20 protein-coding genes are annotated in these 16,572 nt (G+C 33.1%); 12 read left to right on the top strand and 8 right to left on the bottom strand.

Annotated features, from left to right (window positions below; genetic code table 11):
* Positions 1 to 5 precede the first annotated feature (5 nt).
* The 9 genes from OJ995_RS10620 (at position 6) to OJ995_RS10660 (ending at position 7,898) form a co-directional block, all read left to right on the top strand.
* Entirely contained in the window at positions 6 to 359 is a 354-nt protein-coding gene (locus OJ995_RS10620) for a four helix bundle protein (protein ID WP_264369396.1), read from the top strand.
* A 17-nt stretch (positions 360 to 376) separates the two neighbouring features.
* Entirely contained in the window at positions 377 to 1,957 is a 1,581-nt protein-coding gene (locus OJ995_RS10625) for an AMP-binding protein (protein ID WP_264369397.1), read from the top strand.
* A 7-nt stretch (positions 1,958 to 1,964) separates the two neighbouring features.
* Complete coding sequence (locus OJ995_RS10630) at positions 1,965 to 2,753, top strand: hypothetical protein (RefSeq protein WP_264369398.1); 789 nt, start codon at positions 1,965 to 1,967, stop codon at positions 2,751 to 2,753.
* Positions 2,754 to 2,770: 17 nt separating this feature from the next.
* Positions 2,771 to 3,187, top strand: coding sequence for an acyl-CoA thioesterase (locus OJ995_RS10635; RefSeq protein WP_264369399.1), 417 nt, complete (start codon positions 2,771 to 2,773; stop codon positions 3,185 to 3,187).
* Positions 3,177 to 3,968 carry a hypothetical protein gene (locus tag OJ995_RS10640; RefSeq protein WP_264369400.1) on the top strand — a complete coding sequence of 264 codons (792 nt, stop codon included), beginning with the start codon at positions 3,177 to 3,179 and terminating at the stop codon, positions 3,966 to 3,968. Before OJ995_RS10635 ends, OJ995_RS10640 begins: the two co-directional genes overlap by 11 nt.
* A 3-nt stretch (positions 3,969 to 3,971) precedes the next feature.
* A complete protein-coding gene (locus OJ995_RS10645; RefSeq protein ID WP_264369401.1) occupies positions 3,972 to 4,952 on the top strand; it encodes a carbon-nitrogen hydrolase family protein in 981 nt (326 codons plus the stop codon).
* 48 nt (positions 4,953 to 5,000) lie between these two features.
* Positions 5,001 to 6,113: a cupin domain-containing protein gene (locus OJ995_RS10650; RefSeq protein ID WP_264369402.1), complete on the top strand. Its 1,113-nt coding sequence runs from the start codon at positions 5,001 to 5,003 to the stop codon at positions 6,111 to 6,113.
* Between the two features lie 60 nt (positions 6,114 to 6,173).
* A complete protein-coding gene (locus tag OJ995_RS10655) occupies positions 6,174 to 7,082 on the top strand; it encodes a fumarylacetoacetate hydrolase family protein (RefSeq protein WP_264369403.1) in 909 nt (302 codons plus the stop codon).
* A gap of 69 nt (positions 7,083 to 7,151) precedes the next feature.
* Positions 7,152 to 7,898 carry a maleate cis-trans isomerase family protein gene (locus OJ995_RS10660; RefSeq protein ID WP_284698689.1) on the top strand — a complete coding sequence of 249 codons (747 nt, stop codon included), beginning with the start codon at positions 7,152 to 7,154 and terminating at the stop codon, positions 7,896 to 7,898.
* On the opposite strand, the gene OJ995_RS10665 is transcribed toward OJ995_RS10660, so the two are convergent.
* Positions 7,895 to 8,512, bottom strand: a complete 618-nt coding sequence (locus OJ995_RS10665; RefSeq protein ID WP_264369404.1) for a matrixin family metalloprotease — start codon at positions 8,510 to 8,512, stop codon at positions 7,895 to 7,897. The two genes, OJ995_RS10660 and OJ995_RS10665, sit on opposite strands and share 4 nt — an antisense overlap.
* A 60-nt stretch (positions 8,513 to 8,572) precedes the next feature.
* Between OJ995_RS10665 and OJ995_RS10670 the strand changes: the two genes are divergently transcribed.
* Complete coding sequence (locus OJ995_RS10670) at positions 8,573 to 9,148, top strand: Crp/Fnr family transcriptional regulator (protein ID WP_264369405.1); 576 nt, start codon at positions 8,573 to 8,575, stop codon at positions 9,146 to 9,148.
* A gap of 68 nt (positions 9,149 to 9,216) precedes the next feature.
* A complete protein-coding gene (locus tag OJ995_RS10675; RefSeq protein ID WP_264369406.1) occupies positions 9,217 to 9,939 on the top strand; it encodes a sterol desaturase family protein in 723 nt (240 codons plus the stop codon).
* A 57-nt stretch (positions 9,940 to 9,996) separates the two neighbouring features.
* Here the strand turns inward: OJ995_RS10675 and OJ995_RS10680 are convergent, their stop codons facing one another.
* The 6 genes from OJ995_RS10680 to OJ995_RS10705 form a co-directional block, all read right to left on the bottom strand.
* Positions 9,997 to 10,686 carry a Bax inhibitor-1/YccA family protein gene (locus tag OJ995_RS10680; RefSeq protein ID WP_264369407.1) on the bottom strand — a complete coding sequence of 230 codons (690 nt, stop codon included), beginning with the start codon at positions 10,684 to 10,686 and terminating at the stop codon, positions 9,997 to 9,999.
* A 90-nt stretch (positions 10,687 to 10,776) separates the two neighbouring features.
* Complete coding sequence (locus OJ995_RS10685) at positions 10,777 to 11,739, bottom strand: sodium-dependent bicarbonate transport family permease (RefSeq protein ID WP_264369408.1); 963 nt, start codon at positions 11,737 to 11,739, stop codon at positions 10,777 to 10,779.
* 24 nt (positions 11,740 to 11,763) lie between these two features.
* Positions 11,764 to 12,717, bottom strand: coding sequence for an L-threonylcarbamoyladenylate synthase (locus OJ995_RS10690; protein WP_264369409.1), 954 nt, complete (start codon positions 12,715 to 12,717; stop codon positions 11,764 to 11,766).
* Between the two features lie 4 nt (positions 12,718 to 12,721).
* Complete coding sequence (locus tag OJ995_RS10695; RefSeq protein ID WP_264369410.1) at positions 12,722 to 13,576, bottom strand: DUF6671 family protein; 855 nt, start codon at positions 13,574 to 13,576, stop codon at positions 12,722 to 12,724.
* Positions 13,566 to 13,844: a hypothetical protein gene (locus OJ995_RS10700; protein WP_264369411.1), complete on the bottom strand. Its 279-nt coding sequence runs from the start codon at positions 13,842 to 13,844 to the stop codon at positions 13,566 to 13,568. Before OJ995_RS10700 ends, OJ995_RS10695 begins: the two co-directional genes overlap by 11 nt.
* The gene (locus OJ995_RS10705; protein ID WP_264369412.1) at positions 13,822 to 14,019 is read right to left on the bottom strand and encodes a hypothetical protein; all 198 of its coding nucleotides are present in this window, start codon (positions 14,017 to 14,019) and stop codon (positions 13,822 to 13,824) included. Before OJ995_RS10705 ends, OJ995_RS10700 begins: the two co-directional genes overlap by 23 nt.
* 101 nt (positions 14,020 to 14,120) lie before the next feature.
* On the opposite strand from OJ995_RS10705, the gene OJ995_RS10710 reads away from it, so the two are divergent.
* The gene (locus tag OJ995_RS10710; protein ID WP_264369413.1) at positions 14,121 to 15,044 is read left to right on the top strand and encodes a LysR family transcriptional regulator; all 924 of its coding nucleotides are present in this window, start codon (positions 14,121 to 14,123) and stop codon (positions 15,042 to 15,044) included.
* 162 nt (positions 15,045 to 15,206) lie between these two features.
* On the opposite strand, the gene OJ995_RS10715 is transcribed toward OJ995_RS10710, so the two are convergent.
* A complete protein-coding gene (locus OJ995_RS10715; RefSeq protein WP_264369414.1) occupies positions 15,207 to 16,304 on the bottom strand; it encodes a slipin family protein in 1,098 nt (365 codons plus the stop codon).
* Positions 16,305 to 16,572: the final 268 nt, after the last annotated feature.

Consider the following 16,572-nt stretch of genomic DNA (forward strand, 5'->3'; position numbering starts at 1 on the left):
GAATTATGAAAAATGATAATGTTGTTCAAATAAAAAGTTATGCTTTTGCTGTTCGAATAATAAAAGTTTTTAAATATTTATCTGAACAAAAAAAAGAATTTGTTTTAAGTAAACAACTATTAAGATGTGGAACTTCAATTGGAGCTAATATTGAAGAAGCCATTGGAGGACAATCAGGAAAAGATTTTTTCGCCAAAATAACCATATCATATAAAGAAGCAAGAGAAACACATTATTGGATTAGATTATTAAAAGATACTGATTATTTATCTGTTGAGGAAGCTGATAGTTTACTTAAAGATGTTGATGAGTTACTTAGAATAATTGGTTCTATTCAAAAAACGTTACGTAATTCGTAATTTAAAATTCGTAATTAATGAAGGATAATTTCGCTCACAATAGCTTACCTGCTCTGGAATTACAACCAGAATATACCTTTTTGGATTTACCTCAATTCCAACATTCAGAAATGCTGAATTGCGTAGAAAGATTGTTAGATAGCCATGTTCGAGAAGGTCGCGGAAATAACATTTGCATTCGTACGTTTGAGGAAACTTGGACGTATCAAGATTTATATGAAAAAGCGAATCAAATTGCTCACGTTTTGGTGGATGATTTAGGATTAAAATCGGGTAATCGTGTTTTGATTCGTTCGGCTAATAATCCGATGATGGTGGCGTGTTGGTTCGCTATTTTAAAAGCGGGTGGAATTGTTGTGGCAACCATGCCATTGCTTCGTTCTAAAGAATTGACTACAATTATCGATTGTGCTGAAATTTCGCATGTGATGTGTGATAAGGAATTGGAAGAGGAAATCCATTTGGTAAAATCCGATTTCTTAAAACAAACGTGTTTTTATGGGAATTCACAATTAGAAGTATTAATGGCTTCTAAGTCTAAAATATTCGACAATTATCATTCAAAATCAGATTCGGTGGCTTTGATTGGTTTCACTTCTGGAACAACAGGTTTACCCAAAATGACGGCACATTATCACAAAGATATTTTGAATATTTGCGAAGCGTTTCCACAATATTCACTACAAGCCACTCCAAATGATATTTTTACAGGAAGTCCACCTTTAGGATTTACTTTTGGTTTAGGCGGATTAGTATTATTTCCAATGTATTTCGGAGCTTCAACATTTCTTATCGAAAAACCAAGTCCAGATTTATTGTTGAAAGCGATTCAAGACTTCAAAATCACGATTTGCTTTACCGCTCCTACTGCTTGGCGCATCATCACTACAAAAGTTCAGGATTACGATATTTCAAGTTTGAGAAAATGTGTATCTGCTGGTGAAACCTTGCCTTTGAAAGTTTGGCAAGATTGGTACGATGCGACAGGTTTAAAAATCATTGACGGAATTGGCGCTACCGAAATGTTGCATATTTTTATTTCATCAAACGAAGAGAACATGAAACCTGGCGCTACAGGAAAAGCGATTACAGGTTACGAAGCTAAAATCATAGACCAACAAGGCAACGAATTACCAAGAAACGAAGCTGGAAGATTAGCGGTGCGAGGAATTACAGGTTGTAAATACTTAAACCGAGAAGAAAAACAACGAGAATATGTAGAAAACGGTTGGAACATCACGGGCGATATTTTCCGTCAAGATGAAGAAGGCTACTTCCATTTTGTGGCACGTGGCGATGATATGATTATTTCTTCGGGCTATAATATTGCGGCAATTGAAGTAGAATCCGTACTTTTAACCCACGAAGATATTTTGGAATGTGCCGTAGTAGGTTTACCTGATGAAGAACGAGGAATGTTGGTTTGTGCGCATATTGTGTTACACGATACAACTAAAGCAACAGATGCAATGAAAAACCGTATTCAACACTGGTTCAAAGAAGTAGCTGCTCCCTATAAATACCCAAGAGTAATTAATTTCGTGGAATGTTTGCCAAAAACGGAAACAGGAAAAATACAGAGGTTTAAATTAAAATAAGCATTAAATGAACGCAAAACAATTAGTAAAAATTAGCAATTATATTGGCTTCATATCAATTATATTATTGGTGTATTGGGTATTTACATTTATTTTAATAGAAGTTTTTGGATTAAAAGTTTTCAGAAAAAATATGACTGACTCATTTTATTTAAGTGTTTTAGGAATATTAGCAATGATGGCAGGAGCCTTGATAATCAATATAATGTTCAATTTAACTCGAATTGCCCAAAAACACAACAATGACGAAGAAGTTTCGAAAAATAACAAAAAAATAATCATTACTCTTTTACTAATTTTTCCAACAATTGCAATTATACTTTTTGGAGGTGATTATTTAACAAAGAAAAAAAAGGAAGAGCTTTTAATTAATTCTGCCGAATACATCATTAAAATTAGTCAAGAAAAAACCAACAAACTTGTAGATTATAAATTTTCTAAAAATTACATAATAAATACTGCAGATATTTTGGAGCAATACTCAAATACCGATAGGAATTTTCCAAATGTTAGATTGATTGTCAAAGATACAATTGACAAAAATCAAGTGTATCTAATTTTCAATGATTACGCTTCATTTAAGGAAAATGACACATTGGTTCCTAGAAAAAATAATTACATTTATAAAACAACCAAAATTGAAAGAGATTATTTAGATAATGTTTTCAATAAAAATAATACTGAAGTTCGATTTTCATCATCTGATGGCGATTATGAATTATTCTATCCATATAAAAAAGGTAACAAAACAATAATTCTTTATTTTTCTGAACATCAACGTTATGGAAAATTATAAAGTTAAAACATAAAAATATGCAATTTATAAAACAAGAAAAAGTACGTTTCCAACATATAGATTATGCTGGAATTGTCTTCTATCCCCGATTTTTAGAAATGCTAAATTGTCTAGTAGAAGATTGGTTTGAAGAAGCCTTAGATCGTCCTTTTTCAAAAATGCACGAAACCAATGGAATTCCGACGGTTGATTTAAAAATTCAATTCAAAAATGCTGCAAGATTAGGCGAAATCTTAACCAAAAAACTTTGGGTAAAAGAATTAAAGAACTCCTCTATTCTATGTGGGTTTCAATTTGTAAATGAAGCAGAAAATACCGTTTTAGAAGGCGAAGTAACATTGGTAAACGTAGCTTTCAACGCAGAAAGAAATGGCATCAAAGCGGAACCTTTTACAGAAGAAATGAAGAATAAAATAAAGTTTTATGAAATATAAAATATTAGTAATATTATTTTTTGTTTTCTACAAGAGCTTTTCCTGTTCTTGTTCGCAATTATCATTAATTGATAAAGTTAAAACACATGATTATATAGCAAAAATTAAAATTACAGAATCTAAAACAATTGAGAATTATATAGATACTTTTAACCCTTATTTTGTAAAAATAGAAACAGTTAAACAATATTTTGGTGAAAAAGTAAATGAAATACATTTGGAAAGTATGAATGATTCATCATGTGGAATGTACTTACCAAAAGATTCTGAATGGATTGTTTATGGTTTTAAAAATAAGAAAGATGGTAAAATTTACACCAGCCTTTGCAGTGGTAATTTTCAATTAAACAAAACTATCGATTCTTTAAAATATAAAAATTATTTTGAAGAATATCCTAAACAACAAAAAAGAGTTTTGAATATCTTAGAAGAATTAAACATCAAAAAGATTAAAGAATTTAATCTAAAGTCATCTAATAAATTGCCAAAAGATGATGGATATCACAAAGCCTTACTAAGTATAAATAATTTAGATTCTAAAAAAACTTTTGGATGTTATAAGCTAATCCATAATGAAAAAGGTGAAGTTATTGATATAGAAGTGATAAACTCTTTAGGTAGAAAAATTGATCAAATTTTCATTCGGAATTTAATTGGGTCTAAATGGTCATATAAAAAAATTGATGATTCTGTCGAAGCTTTTGAACAAATTATACTCATAAATTACAACAAAGAAAATACTGATAATACATCATTAAAGTATTCATTAGACAATAATTAAACTATGGAATTCAAAAAATTCAAAGCCGCAACCGTTCAAACTTCTCCTGTATTTCTTAATGTAGAAAAAACAGTAGATAAAGCCATTTCTTTTATTAAAGAAGCTAGTAATAGCGGAGCAAAATTAATCGCTTTTCCAGAAGTATTTATCGCTGGATATCCCTATTGGAATTGGATTATGACGCCAGTTCAAGGGAGCAAATGGTACGAAGAATTGTATAAAAATTCGGTTGACGTAGCAGGTCCAGAAATCAAAAAACTTTGCTTAGCAGCTAAGGAGAATGATATTCATATTGTAATGGGAATCAACGAACGTGGTAAAAGCTTTGGAGAAATATACAATACCAATTTAATCATCGACAACAAAGGAGTTATCGTTGGAAAGCACAGAAAGTTAGTCCCAACATGGGCTGAAAAACTAACCTGGTCTTCAGGCGATGGTTCTTCGTTAAAAGTGTACAATACAGAAATTGGTCCAATCGGAACCTTAGCTTGTGGCGAAAACACAAATACATTAGCGCGTTTTACCTTACTTTCTCAAGGCGAATTAATTCATATTGCGAATTATATTTCGCTTCCCGTAGCGCCACCTGATTACGATATGGCAGAAGCAATTAAAATTCGTGCTGCAGCGCATTCGTTTGAAGGAAAATTGTTTACAATTGTTTCTTGTTCGACCGTTTCGCAAGAAATCAAAGACGCTTTACGTGCAGATGTTCCGAATGTAGATGAATTATTGGATAGAAAAAGTTCCGCTTTCTCTGGATTTATAGGTCCTAATGGTGCTGTCATCGGACAACCACTAATTGATGAAGAAGGAATGGTATATGCCGAAATTGATTTAGCAAAATGCATCCAACCGAAGCAAATGCACGATATTTTAGGACATTACAATAGATTTGATATTTTCGACTTACGAGTAAACACTGCTCCTACTCGAAAAATTACGTTTATCGATAATCACGAAGAATTTAATAAAAGATAAATAATTGGTGACTGTGGCTCTCGAGATCACCAATTAAAATATAAGATTATGGAAGAAAACAACTATTCAGACGACCAATACGGAAGAGCTCGAGTTCAAGACTCTCCCGAATTAATTGCGTACTATAAAGAATTAGAAACACTAGGCGCTGGCGCTTTATGGACAGTTGCCAACGATATAGAACCATGGGAACCACGTTCTTCTTCTGTTCCAATGCTTTGGAAATATGACGATTTACGTGATTTAGTGCTAAAATCATCCGAACTAGTAACACCTGAACAAGCCGGAAGACGCGTTGTTTATTTGGTAAACGACAAACGAAAAGATGTTTCCGCTGCCGTGGGTTGGTTGTATACTGGAATTCAAGTAACACGTCCTGGTGAAAGTACTTCGGCACATCGTCATCGTGCTTCTGCCCTACGTTTTATTATGGAAGGCGAAAAAGGATATACCGTGGTTGATGGTAATAAAATTATGTTAGAGGTGAATGATTTTGTCATTACACCAAATTCTACTTGGCATGAACATGGCGTTGAAGAAGGCGGAAAAACATGTATTTGGCAAGATGGTTTGGATATTCCATTAGTTAATGCTTTGGAGGCCAATGATTATGCGGTTTATGATGGTAAACAACCATTAACAGCACCATTAAACTTCTCTCCTATGACATATGGTGGTGCAGGATTGATTCCAGCGGATAAGACTTGGGACAAACCGTATTCTCCGCTATTCAAATATTCTTGGAAAAACGTTTATCCAGCATTATTAGAAGCCCAAAAAGTGAATGAAGTCAACCCATTTGATGGAATTTTTATGCAATATTCGAATCCGTTAACTGGCGGACACGTGATGCAAACCATGGGAGCTTCTATGCAATTATTACCAGCAGGATTCAAAGGAAAAGCACACAAACACACGGGTTCATTTGTGTACCAATGTGCGAAAGGAAAAGGCTACACCATCATCAACGGAAAACGCTTCGATTGGAAAGAGCGCGATATTTTTTGTGTTCCGAGTTGGGCTTGGCACGAACACCACAACTTATCCGAAACTGAAGATGCTTGCCTTTTCAATTTCAATGATTTACCAGTGATTGAAGGTTTAGGATTGTTTCAAGGAAGAGAATTAACAGAAAACAACGGACACCAACAAATTCAATAAAAACAAAAACTTTGCGAACTTAGCGCAAAACTTAGCGCTCTTTGCGTTTAAATAAAGAATATGAAACTACTTACATACAAAACACAAGACACCGAGCCACGTTTAGGCTTCATTCATAACAATCAAGTAATTGACATGGAAGATTTTGGAGAGATATCAAATTTCCCATTACCTAATGACATGTTAGAATTAATTGATATGGGATTTGAAATTATTCCAGAAATTACAGAAATGATTGATGAAACTCCAGAAAATTTCTTCGAAGAAATCGCTTATGAAATGAACGAAGTAACGATTTTAGCTCCTATCGAAAAACCAAGAAAAAACATCATTGGAATTGGTTTAAATTACACGGAACATGTTGCTGAAAGTGCTCGTACTTTAGATACAACTGGAAAGCTTCCAACAAAACCGATTATCTTTTCAAAACCACCAACAACCGTTACAGCTACGAATACCGAAATAATCAAAAACACCAAGTTAACTTCACAATTAGATTGGGAATGTGAATTGGCGGTAATCATCTCAAAGAAAGGTAAATATGTACCTAAATCGGAAGCATTAGATTATGTATTTGGTTACACAGTTATCAACGATATCTCAGCGCGTGATTGTCGTCGTGAAGGACAATGGATTGTTTCCAAAGGACAAGATACTTTTGCTCCAATGGGGCCAGTTATCGTAACAAAGGACGAAATTGAAAATCCACACAACTTGAATTTGTCATTAAAAGTAAACGGAGTTGAAAAACAAAATTCGAATACTAAATTAATGTTATTCAACATCAACGATTTAATTGAAGATTTAAGTACTGTTTTTACTTTAGAAGCTGGTGACATCATTGCAACAGGAACTCCAGCAGGTGTTGGCGCAGGTCGTGACCCTCAAGAATGGATGTACGATGGAGATGTTGTGGAAGCTACTGTAGAAGGAATTGGTACAATAGTAAATACAATTAAAGAAATATAATCAAAGTATTCAGTCCCAGTTTTCAGTTTTCAGACTGCTAACTGTGAATGAGACTGTAAACTAAAAAGAATGAAATACAGAATAGGCCAAATAGTTCCATCATCAAACGTAACGATGGAAACCGAAATACCAGCAATCTTCCGCTCACGTGAAACCATTTTACCGGAACGTTTTACGTTTCACAGCAGCAGAATGCGCATGAAAAAAGTTACCAAAGAAGAATTGGAAGCTATGGATGCCATGAGTTTAAAATGTGCGCAAGAATTATCTGATGCTCATGTTGACGTAATGGGTTATGCATGTTTAGTAGCCATTATGAGTATGGGACGCGGTTATCATTGTGTATCAGAAGTAAATTTACATCAAGAAACGGTAGCAAACGACTTCCCTACTCCAATTGTAACTTCGGCTGGTGCTTTGATTAATGGATTGAAAGTTTTAGGTGCGAAACAAATTTCAATTATCACACCATATATGCGTCCATTAACCGACATGGTGGTGGATTATATCGAAAATCAAGGAATTAAAGTAAAACAAAGTATTGCTTTAGAGATTCCAGACAATTTAGAAGTTGCGGCTCAAAACCCGATGAATTTATTGGAAATCTACAAACAATTAGATTTAACCGATGTGGATGTTTTAGTGGCTTCGGCTTGTGTACAAATGCCATCGTTAGAAGCGATTGATTTAATACAAGCAGAATGCGGAATTCCTGTGACTTCAGCAGCGGTTTGCACAACATACGAAATGATGAAGAAATTAGGAATCGAAGCCAAATCAGCTATTGGTGGTGAATTGTTAAGTGGAAAGTATTAATTCAATTGCGCTTTACATTTCCCACACAACGCCAATTTAGCATTATCAATAGTTTTCACGCTTTCCACAGCATCAGTCATAACGCAAGTTTTATCAGGACAATGTGGCAATCCTAAATTGTGTCCAAATTCATGAACAGCTACTTTTTTAAAACGTGTAAAATGCGTTTTTAAGTTGGGATGTTGAATGCGAAAAGTCGAAACAATACAACTATTCCCTGGGCAATACGCCAAACCCATAATTCCCCAATCGGCATATTTGTAGGTTGGGGTTTTTATTTTTCCCCACTTGTCTTTTTTGGTAACCGAAATATCTTTAGTGGTTAATCCTAAAACAAAATCTAACGATTCTACTTTATTCTTTTTCTGTAAATTAATCATTTTATCTGCACGATAACGAGGTGATTTCACTTCTGTAAAAGCTTCTTTATATAATTCTTTAGCAGGAAGAATAACCGTTTTAATCTGATAAAAATCGGCAATTGTCTTAGAGATAGTGTCAGTTTTATCTTCTGGAAATATGCCATAAGGTTGAATACCAACAGTTAACTTTTCGGTTTCGTTGGATTGGCAACTAAAAAATAGAATCGCAAGAATAATTATAAACTTTTTCATACTTTTATGAAACGTGAAAACAATTAAAAAAGTATTTCTCAATTCAACTTCAATGACTTTATGCAAAATTCTGATATTCTTTTACAAACATTAAAACAGATTACTAATTTAGAAGCCCATGAAGAACAATTGTTCTTAGATGCTTTCAAACCTTACAAGTTGAAAAAGAATGAACACTTTTTACAAGCTACAGAAGTGTGTACTAAACTAGGTTTTTTGTGTAAAGGATTGGTTCGTTATTACGTTTTTAGAAATGATGAAGAAGCAACTTTGGAATTTACCAAAGAAGGCGAATTTGTTGCAGATTATGGAAGTTTTATTGCTAAAGAACCGTCAATACAAAATATTCAAGCATTAGAGGATTGTGAATTTTTAGTTATTGATTATGATAAATTACAAGAACTCTATAAGATTTCAAAAAATGCAAATTTATTAGGGAGAATCATCATTGAGCATCGATTTATTATCATGGTAAATCAATTGTTGACCGTTCATCGTTATAATCCAGAAGATCGTTACCGCTATTTTTTGGAACATTACAAGGATTTGACCCAACGTATTCCTCAATATTTAATTGCTTCGTATGTTGGCGTAAAACCACAATCGTTAAGCCGCATCCGAAAACGCATTTATTAACTTAGGTGCATCAATTGTATCTTTAATGAATAGTAATTTTGGTTTAGAAATCAATTAAAAAAATTACTATGACACTTACCATCATCTTTATCGTTTTTGGAGGTTGCTTTTTATTAGAGCGATTAATTCCGGGTTGGAAATTACCAGAAGTTCCTACTTGGACTATCAGAGTTTTAGCCGTTAACTTTATTCAATTGGGGGTTGTAACTTTAGCAGGTTATACTTGGGAAATTTGGCTTTCACAATATTCCTTATTCCATCTTTCAAATCATGTAAACCCATTTTTAGGTGGACTTATCTCCTACTTTATTGCAACATTTATCTTCTATTGGTGGCACAGATGGAGACATAAAATCGACTTTTTATGGACTCATTTTCACCAAATTCATCATAGTCCACAACGTTTAGAAGTTATTACTTCATTTTATAAGCATCCTCTGGAAATGACTGTAAATTCAATTATTGGAAGTCTATTAGTGTTTACCACTTTAGGATTAGATGTTGAAGCTGGCGCTGTTTATACACTATTTACAGCTTTGGGTGAATTCTTTTATCATACCAATGTAAAAACACCGCAATGGGTTGGGTATATTTTTCAACGTCCAGAAATGCATAGAATTCACCATGAATACAATAAGCATACGAATAATTATGGCGATATTGTTTGGTGGGACATGCTTTTTGGAACTTATGAAAATCCAAAAGAATTCAAATCAACATGTGGATTTGACAATGAAAAAGAACAACGATTATTTGAAATGCTTCAATTCAAAGATGTTCATAAAGAGTAAAAAAACAAAACCCTGAAATTTAGTATTTCAGGGTTTTAAATATCTTTTGAAAATCAATTATTTTCTGCTCATTAATATTCTTAAAATATACCAGAACAATAACATAATCGAAGCAAACAATTGTAATGAAGCACCTACGTATTGATCTGTACTGAATTGGTCTTTAATTTGACTAGTTTGATATAAAATACTTGCCGAAGCCAATACCACCATACCAACAGAAAACCATAATCCTAAATTAAATCCGAAAATAGCTCCTACAACGATAACTCCTAAAGCTACAAAACCACCGATAGTGATTGCAGTTCTTAAGAATGAGAAATCAGTTTTTGTCAAAAAAACTACTGCAGTTAATCCAGAAAACATGAATAAGGTTATAATTGCTGCTTGCATAATCATTTCGCTACCAGAATATAAAACAGCCATAGCAATCATTGGTAAGAAAACAATTGCTTGTAATAGCACGTATAATCCTAAACCTAAATATTGTTTGTCTCTATCAGGATGAAAAACCAATCGGTCTGATAAGGTAGAACCCAACCAAAATAATCCTAAAATAAATAACCAAACGAATTTCCCACCCATCATAGCTAATATCCAATCCATAGGAACAATTCGCAATAAAATTGATTCTACTAGCATAAAAGCTAAAATAGCGTAAGCAACATGACTATACGTCTTTTTAAAAAAAGTAGCTCTGTCCGCATCGGTTGCATAAGAAACCACCACATTGTTTTCTGAGTTCATAAAATTTAGTTTAAAGTTTATCGAATTTAAGATTTTCAATCAAATAAAAAAACTTTAAATCTATTTTAATCCTTGAAAAGTATCTAAAATTTAAAAATGTTGAGCTATGTAAAAGTATATCGGCATTCCAATGGTAATATTAACAGGAAATGTTATGGCCAATGCCATAGGTAAAAACAACCCTGGATTAGCTTTCGGAACTGTTATTTTCATAGCTGCAGGAACTGCTATATAAGAAGCACTCGCAGCCAATATCGCAAAAATGAAGCGATTCGATACGTCATCCGTTACAAAACCACTCAGCCAAGCAAAAACTCCTCCATTTATTAATGGAATCAGCAAGGCAAAAGCAAACGGAAACCAACCATGAGCAAAGAAAGATTTCAATTTTTTTCCGCTTGTGATTCCCATATCCAATAAGAATATAGCTAAAAATCCTTTGAACAAATCATTGGTAAAAGGTTGAATTCCTTGTGCTTCTTTGGCACTTGTTAGATAACCAATAATCAAACTTCCCAAAATCAACAGCACGCTTCCATTGGTAAACGAGTGGCGTAAAATTTCAGTTTTATTGATTTTTTGCGCTTTTTCTTTATTAAAAATTGAAATTAATACCAAACCTACAATAATGGCAGGCGATTCCATGAGCGCCATAATAGCTACCATATAACCGTGAAGTTCCAATTGATGGGATTCTAAATAGGAAACAGCAGTTACAAAAGTAACCGCACTTATCGACCCATAAGCAGCAGCAATGGCTCCGGCATCATACACATTTAACTTGCGTTTTAGAATGAAGAAGGTATACAAGGGAATCACAATTGCAATTGACATTCCAAATAACATAGACCAAATAATTTCACTATTAATCGTTTCATGTGATAATTCTTGACCTCCTTTAAATCCAATAGCAAACAGTAAGTATAAAGAAATGAATTTAGACGAATTATTAGGAATTTCTAAGTCACTTTTTAAGCTAACTGCAATAATTCCTAAGATAAAATAAAGTAAGGCCGGATTGGTTAAATTTTCAAATAGTAAGCTAAAATCCATTTTATATTTTTTATTTTGTTGTGTTTATTTTTTTGAGGCTCTTTCTAATCTGTCGTTTATTGAAATACCTAATCCATATTCAGGTAAGCGTTCTGCAATGATTAAATCCAAATTCATTTTATCCAATTTATGCATCGCATGGTATAATTTGGATGCCGCAATTTTTAAATCGCTTTCCTCCGATAAAACGATTTGATTTTTTCTCTCTAAATCAGGCATGAAAGAATTGTAAAGAAGCAATCCAATTTTCTTATCAGAATACCAATCTAATTCTTCTTGAACATTTCGAGTTAGAATAAAATCGGTTTTTGGAGCGTAATGTTTCAGTAACATTCCGGGTGCGATTGGTTTTTTATCTTTTTTGTTTAATAATGTCACACTTCCTGATACTTTTTCAATTTCTTCCAATGCCAATGCTCCCAAGCGATACACTACTACTCTATTATTTTCAAATCCAATAATAGTTGATTCTATTCCTGCCGAACATTCGCCGCCTTCTAAAACCATATTGATTTGATTTCCAAAGTAATTTTCAACATGTTCAGCGCTTGTTGGACTTATGCTCGTAAAAGGATTCGCACTTGGAGCTACCAAAGGAAAATCTAATTGATGCAAAAGTTCTAAAGCCACAGGATGATTAGGCACTCTAACCGCTACTGTATCTTGATTGGCTGTAACTAGATCTGGGATATAAGGTTGTTTTTTTAATATTAAAGTCAAAGGTCCTGGCCAAAAAGCATTAGCTAATTCATAAGCTATTGGTGGAATTTCTGTAGCGACTTGTTTTAAATCTTCAATTCCTTTAATATGAACAATTAAAGGATTAAAAGTAGGACGCTTTTTTACATCAAATATTTTGTGAATGGCTTCGGTTTCAAATGCGTTTCCTGCCAATCCATAAACGGTTTCTGTTGGAAAACCTATGATGCCGTTTTGGTTGAGATGCTGAACAGCTAAACTAATATCTTTACTAATCATTTTTTTATGGGTTACAAAAATCACAATACATTGGGTCTTCCGTTTTCTTTCCGTTCGGATATAAAACTTTCGATTTGTAATTGCAATGTTGACATTGGTAAATATGTGCTGATGTAGAACGTGTAGGCATTGAACAACTACTACATAACAAACCGGCTTCGGCACCAACCACGCCAAAGCCGGGAATAAAGCATTCGGGACAAACCGAGTGCAACTTGTTTATTAACTTAAAACAAACATCATATATAATCTTCATTCGAGTTGGATTGAACATAGCACGCATATCCGTTTCTATGAAACACGAATTACATGAAGCAACTATTTCATTAAATATCTTTTCAACTGAATCATAATCGGTAATACCTTTATAAATTGTAGTCCAATATTCATCAGCATTCTTCAAAATAACAGCATGAGAAGGGAATTGAACTTTATCTAAAAAAGCTTTTAATTCATCTCGAGATTGAATTTCTGAACTATCAAAATTGGTTTCCATGCTTAGGACGCGTTCCACAATTTCGAGATTATGTTTTTGGTCTACCAGCATAATTAATTCGTCATTTGCAGGTGCGAAAAAAACAGTAGGATGATTCCCAAACGAACCCTCAGTTGCTATTGCCAAATCAAAACCTTCTGATTGCATACCTTCCAAACATTTTTTTCTGAGCGTAGTTAAAGCATCATCTTTTCTTGCGATTTCTCCCGAAAAGGTGCCTAAACTATCCGTATCAAAGTCTTTCGAAACAAAACAAGTTACTCCAAGAGCTTCTTCAAGTAAAGGAGCAATAACAGCTTCCTTTTCATGTTTTGTCACAATAAGCAAACGACGTCCAGAAAAAAAATCGGAATTAGTCTTCATACTCGATTTCGATGAATGATTTTATTTTTAGTTTTCTATTATTAGCTTTTGCTTCCTCTAAAATTTCAGAAATATGAGATACACTTTCTTTTAATTGATCAATTCGATGAAGGGCTTTTTCGTCATCTTCACCAAACCGAATTTGGGAACTAAAATTTTGAACCTTATTAAAATTGATATTTTTATTATACATATCCATCAATATTTCACGCGCTTCAAACGAATTAAATTCGCCATTAATCAAATTAATTTTCTTCAGGGTTTCCATAGGTAATGTCTGTTAAATTATGTATTAAACGAATTATGGTTAGCATTACTAAAATTGCTAATCCAGCATAAAGTTCTTGGTAGATAATCTCAGGTGATGCCATCATTTTAAAAATTAATAGTGCTTCAATTACTACACAGAGTATCAAAACTATTTGTATTGCTATTCTTTTCATCGTTTGGATTTTACCTTATGATTTAATTTCAGATGCAAATTTTAGAATTATAATTCATATATTTTTATTTATCTTTGCTATACATTATATAAAATATTTTTATGAATTACACTTTAAACCAATTACGAATTTTCTTGAAAGTAGTACAAAACCAAAGTGTTACCAAAGCTTCTGAGGAACTACATTTGACCCAACCAGCGGTGTCAATTCAATTAAAAAATTTTCAAGATCAATTTGAAATTCCCTTAACCGAAGTTGTGGGTAGAAAAATTTACGTAACTGATTTTGGTAAAGAAATAGCAGAAGCAGCCGAACAAATATTGCAGCAAGTCAATACTATCGATTATAAAACCTTGGCTTATAAAGGACAGCTTTTTGGGAAAATAAAAATCTCGGTTGTATCAACAGGTAAATATGTAATGCCTTACTTCTTAGCTGATTTTTTAAAAATGCATCCTGGAGTAGAATTAGAAATGGATGTGACCAATAAAAATAAAGTAGTTAAAAGTATGCAAAACAATGAAGTAGATTTTGCTTTGGTTTCGATACTTCCCGATAAAATGAAAGTAGAGAAAATAGATTTGATGCAAAACAAATTGTTTTTAGTTGGGAATATGGAAGAAGATTTTACCAAGAAAAAGAAAATTGAAGATATACTACAAAATCGTCCATTATTGTTTAGAGAAAACGGTTCTGGAACACGTCAAACCATGGAACGTTTCATTGTACAACAAGATTTTAAGATTAGTAAACGAATGGAATTAACCTCAAATGAAGCAGTTAAGCAAGCAATTTTAGCAGGTCTAGGATATTCAATTATGCCTTTAATTGGGATTCGTAAAGAAATACAAAACAAGGACTTACAAATCATTCCGTTAAAAGGATTACCTATTAAAACCGACTGGAGTTTGATTTGGGTAAAAGGTAAAAACCACAACCCAGCCGGCCTAGCCTATTTAGATTATTTAAAAAAAGAAAAAGAAGCAATTATCCATTCCAAATTTAGTTGGTACGAGACGATGTAGCTTCTTTTTTTCAGTTATTTTCAATCCAATTGGCTCAACACCATTGCGATTTTACAAACATGATAGCGACTTTTATCAAAGTCATTATCATATCGTTATTATTATCTTCTTTCATTTTTCTTAGTTTTTAAAAACCTCGAAAAATAAATTCCGAGGTTTTGATTATTTAACGAAAATGTCTTTCAATTGACTGATTACGTTACCACTTCCTGAAATGGTGATTTCACCAATTCGATCTGCGATTTTTTCTACGTATTCCATCTCTTTTAATTTCCACAACATTTCGTTTTCTTCCATTAATTTAGCGGTATTCAACATGCTACGCATCGTAGCTGTTTCTTCCCGTCTCATAATACTGTTGGCTTGTGCTTTTTTCTCCGCTACCAATACCTGATTCATGATTTCTTTCATATCACCAGGCAAAATAACATCTCTAATTCCAGCATCGGCAACACTTAAACCTAAGGCATTGATTTTATCCAACATGTTTTCCAAAATTTCTTTTGAAATTGTGTCTTTTTTGTTCAACAACTCATCTAATGTGTAGCTACCAACTAAAGCGCGTAAAGCCAATTGCATCAACACATACAACTGTTTGTCATATTCTTTGTTGTTTACCAAAGCTTTAACCGCGTCAATTACTTGGTAACGAACAAAGAAGTTAATACGCAAGGTTGCTTTATCTTTTGTCAATAATTCTTGACCTGCAATTTCCATTTGTTGCTGACGAATATCTACGTTTTTAACTTCAATTGGAATGGCGTTGTTCCAGAAATAGTAATTTCCAGCGGCCAATTCTTTTACAAAAGCACCATTTACAAACAACAAACCTTTTTCAAAGTTCAATACTTGATATTTTCTAGTGTACGCTCGCACTTTAATGTTTTCTAACAAAGCCATTGGAACCACTTCTGTAATTTCTACTTTAGACAAATCAATTTTTGTAAAGGCATTGTCTAAATAACCTTTCCAAAACGCATATCTACCAGTAGTTAATACCTCTTTAAACATGCCATTTACATAGTATAAAGCGATTTCGTTATCGGCAATTTCGATTACTTCTAATAGAGAAGCTAATTTTTCATTTTGCAATAAAATGGTCAATTCTATTGGCGCTACAAACGATTGTTTCATTTCATATATATGAACTTGTTTATTGCCAAAAATCCAATAAGAACCGGCTTCTAATACGTTAATTAATTTTCCTTTTCCAAATACCAAACCTACTTGGTATGCCTGAATTGTAATTCTGTTGATCATAATTTATATAGTTATCATTAAACATTCTTTTAAAAAGAAAACCTTCAGTTCTTCGTCCAAAGTCCAAAACGGAAAAAAGTTAGTAATCAAAAGCATTCTAATGTGTTTCTATTCTATTTTGAAGTTAGCCGTAGCAAACAACAAGCAAATACAAAAGCAAAAGAACGGTTAGGAATACGAAGCCTTTTTCAGGTCTTTTCCTAAGTGTTTCTTTACGAACAAGTCGAGCCAAAACTGACCAAGTCCGAAGATTTTCTTATGGTGCATC

It is taken from the genome of Flavobacterium lacisediminis, from assembly GCF_025909975.1.
Taxonomy (GTDB): Bacteria; Bacteroidota; Bacteroidia; order Flavobacteriales; family Flavobacteriaceae; genus Flavobacterium; species Flavobacterium lacisediminis.

What these genes read in the sequence shown, in the direction of transcription:
- OJ995_RS10620 (WP_264369396.1), top strand. Translation starts at nt 6, where the DNA reads ATGAAAAATGATAATGTTGTTCAAATAAAAAGTTATGCTTTTGCTGTT.
- OJ995_RS10650 (WP_264369402.1), top strand. Translation starts at nt 5,001, where the DNA reads ATGGAAGAAAACAACTATTCAGACGACCAATACGGAAGAGCTCGAGTT.
- OJ995_RS10640 (WP_264369400.1), top strand. Translation starts at nt 3,177, where the DNA reads ATGAAATATAAAATATTAGTAATATTATTTTTTGTTTTCTACAAGAGC.
- OJ995_RS10655 (WP_264369403.1), top strand. Translation starts at nt 6,174, where the DNA reads ATGAAACTACTTACATACAAAACACAAGACACCGAGCCACGTTTAGGC.
- OJ995_RS10705 (WP_264369412.1), bottom strand. Translation starts at nt 14,019, where the DNA reads ATGAAAAGAATAGCAATACAAATAGTTTTGATACTCTGTGTAGTAATT.
- OJ995_RS10710 (WP_264369413.1), top strand. Translation starts at nt 14,121, where the DNA reads ATGAATTACACTTTAAACCAATTACGAATTTTCTTGAAAGTAGTACAA.
- OJ995_RS10635 (WP_264369399.1), top strand. Translation starts at nt 2,771, where the DNA reads ATGCAATTTATAAAACAAGAAAAAGTACGTTTCCAACATATAGATTAT.
- OJ995_RS10645 (WP_264369401.1), top strand. Translation starts at nt 3,972, where the DNA reads ATGGAATTCAAAAAATTCAAAGCCGCAACCGTTCAAACTTCTCCTGTA.
- OJ995_RS10715 (WP_264369414.1), bottom strand. Translation starts at nt 16,304, where the DNA reads ATGATCAACAGAATTACAATTCAGGCATACCAAGTAGGTTTGGTATTT.
- OJ995_RS10685 (WP_264369408.1), bottom strand. Translation starts at nt 11,739, where the DNA reads ATGGATTTTAGCTTACTATTTGAAAATTTAACCAATCCGGCCTTACTT.
- OJ995_RS10625 (WP_264369397.1), top strand. Translation starts at nt 377, where the DNA reads ATGAAGGATAATTTCGCTCACAATAGCTTACCTGCTCTGGAATTACAA.
- OJ995_RS10665 (WP_264369404.1), bottom strand. Translation starts at nt 8,512, where the DNA reads ATGAAAAAGTTTATAATTATTCTTGCGATTCTATTTTTTAGTTGCCAA.
- OJ995_RS10660 (WP_284698689.1), top strand. Translation starts at nt 7,152, where the DNA reads ATGAAATACAGAATAGGCCAAATAGTTCCATCATCAAACGTAACGATG.
- OJ995_RS10630 (WP_264369398.1), top strand. Translation starts at nt 1,965, where the DNA reads ATGAACGCAAAACAATTAGTAAAAATTAGCAATTATATTGGCTTCATA.
- OJ995_RS10695 (WP_264369410.1), bottom strand. Translation starts at nt 13,576, where the DNA reads ATGAAGACTAATTCCGATTTTTTTTCTGGACGTCGTTTGCTTATTGTG.
- OJ995_RS10675 (WP_264369406.1), top strand. Translation starts at nt 9,217, where the DNA reads ATGACACTTACCATCATCTTTATCGTTTTTGGAGGTTGCTTTTTATTA.
- OJ995_RS10700 (WP_264369411.1), bottom strand. Translation starts at nt 13,844, where the DNA reads ATGGAAACCCTGAAGAAAATTAATTTGATTAATGGCGAATTTAATTCG.
- OJ995_RS10680 (WP_264369407.1), bottom strand. Translation starts at nt 10,686, where the DNA reads ATGAACTCAGAAAACAATGTGGTGGTTTCTTATGCAACCGATGCGGAC.
- OJ995_RS10670 (WP_264369405.1), top strand. Translation starts at nt 8,573, where the DNA reads ATGCAAAATTCTGATATTCTTTTACAAACATTAAAACAGATTACTAAT.
- OJ995_RS10690 (WP_264369409.1), bottom strand. Translation starts at nt 12,717, where the DNA reads ATGATTAGTAAAGATATTAGTTTAGCTGTTCAGCATCTCAACCAAAAC.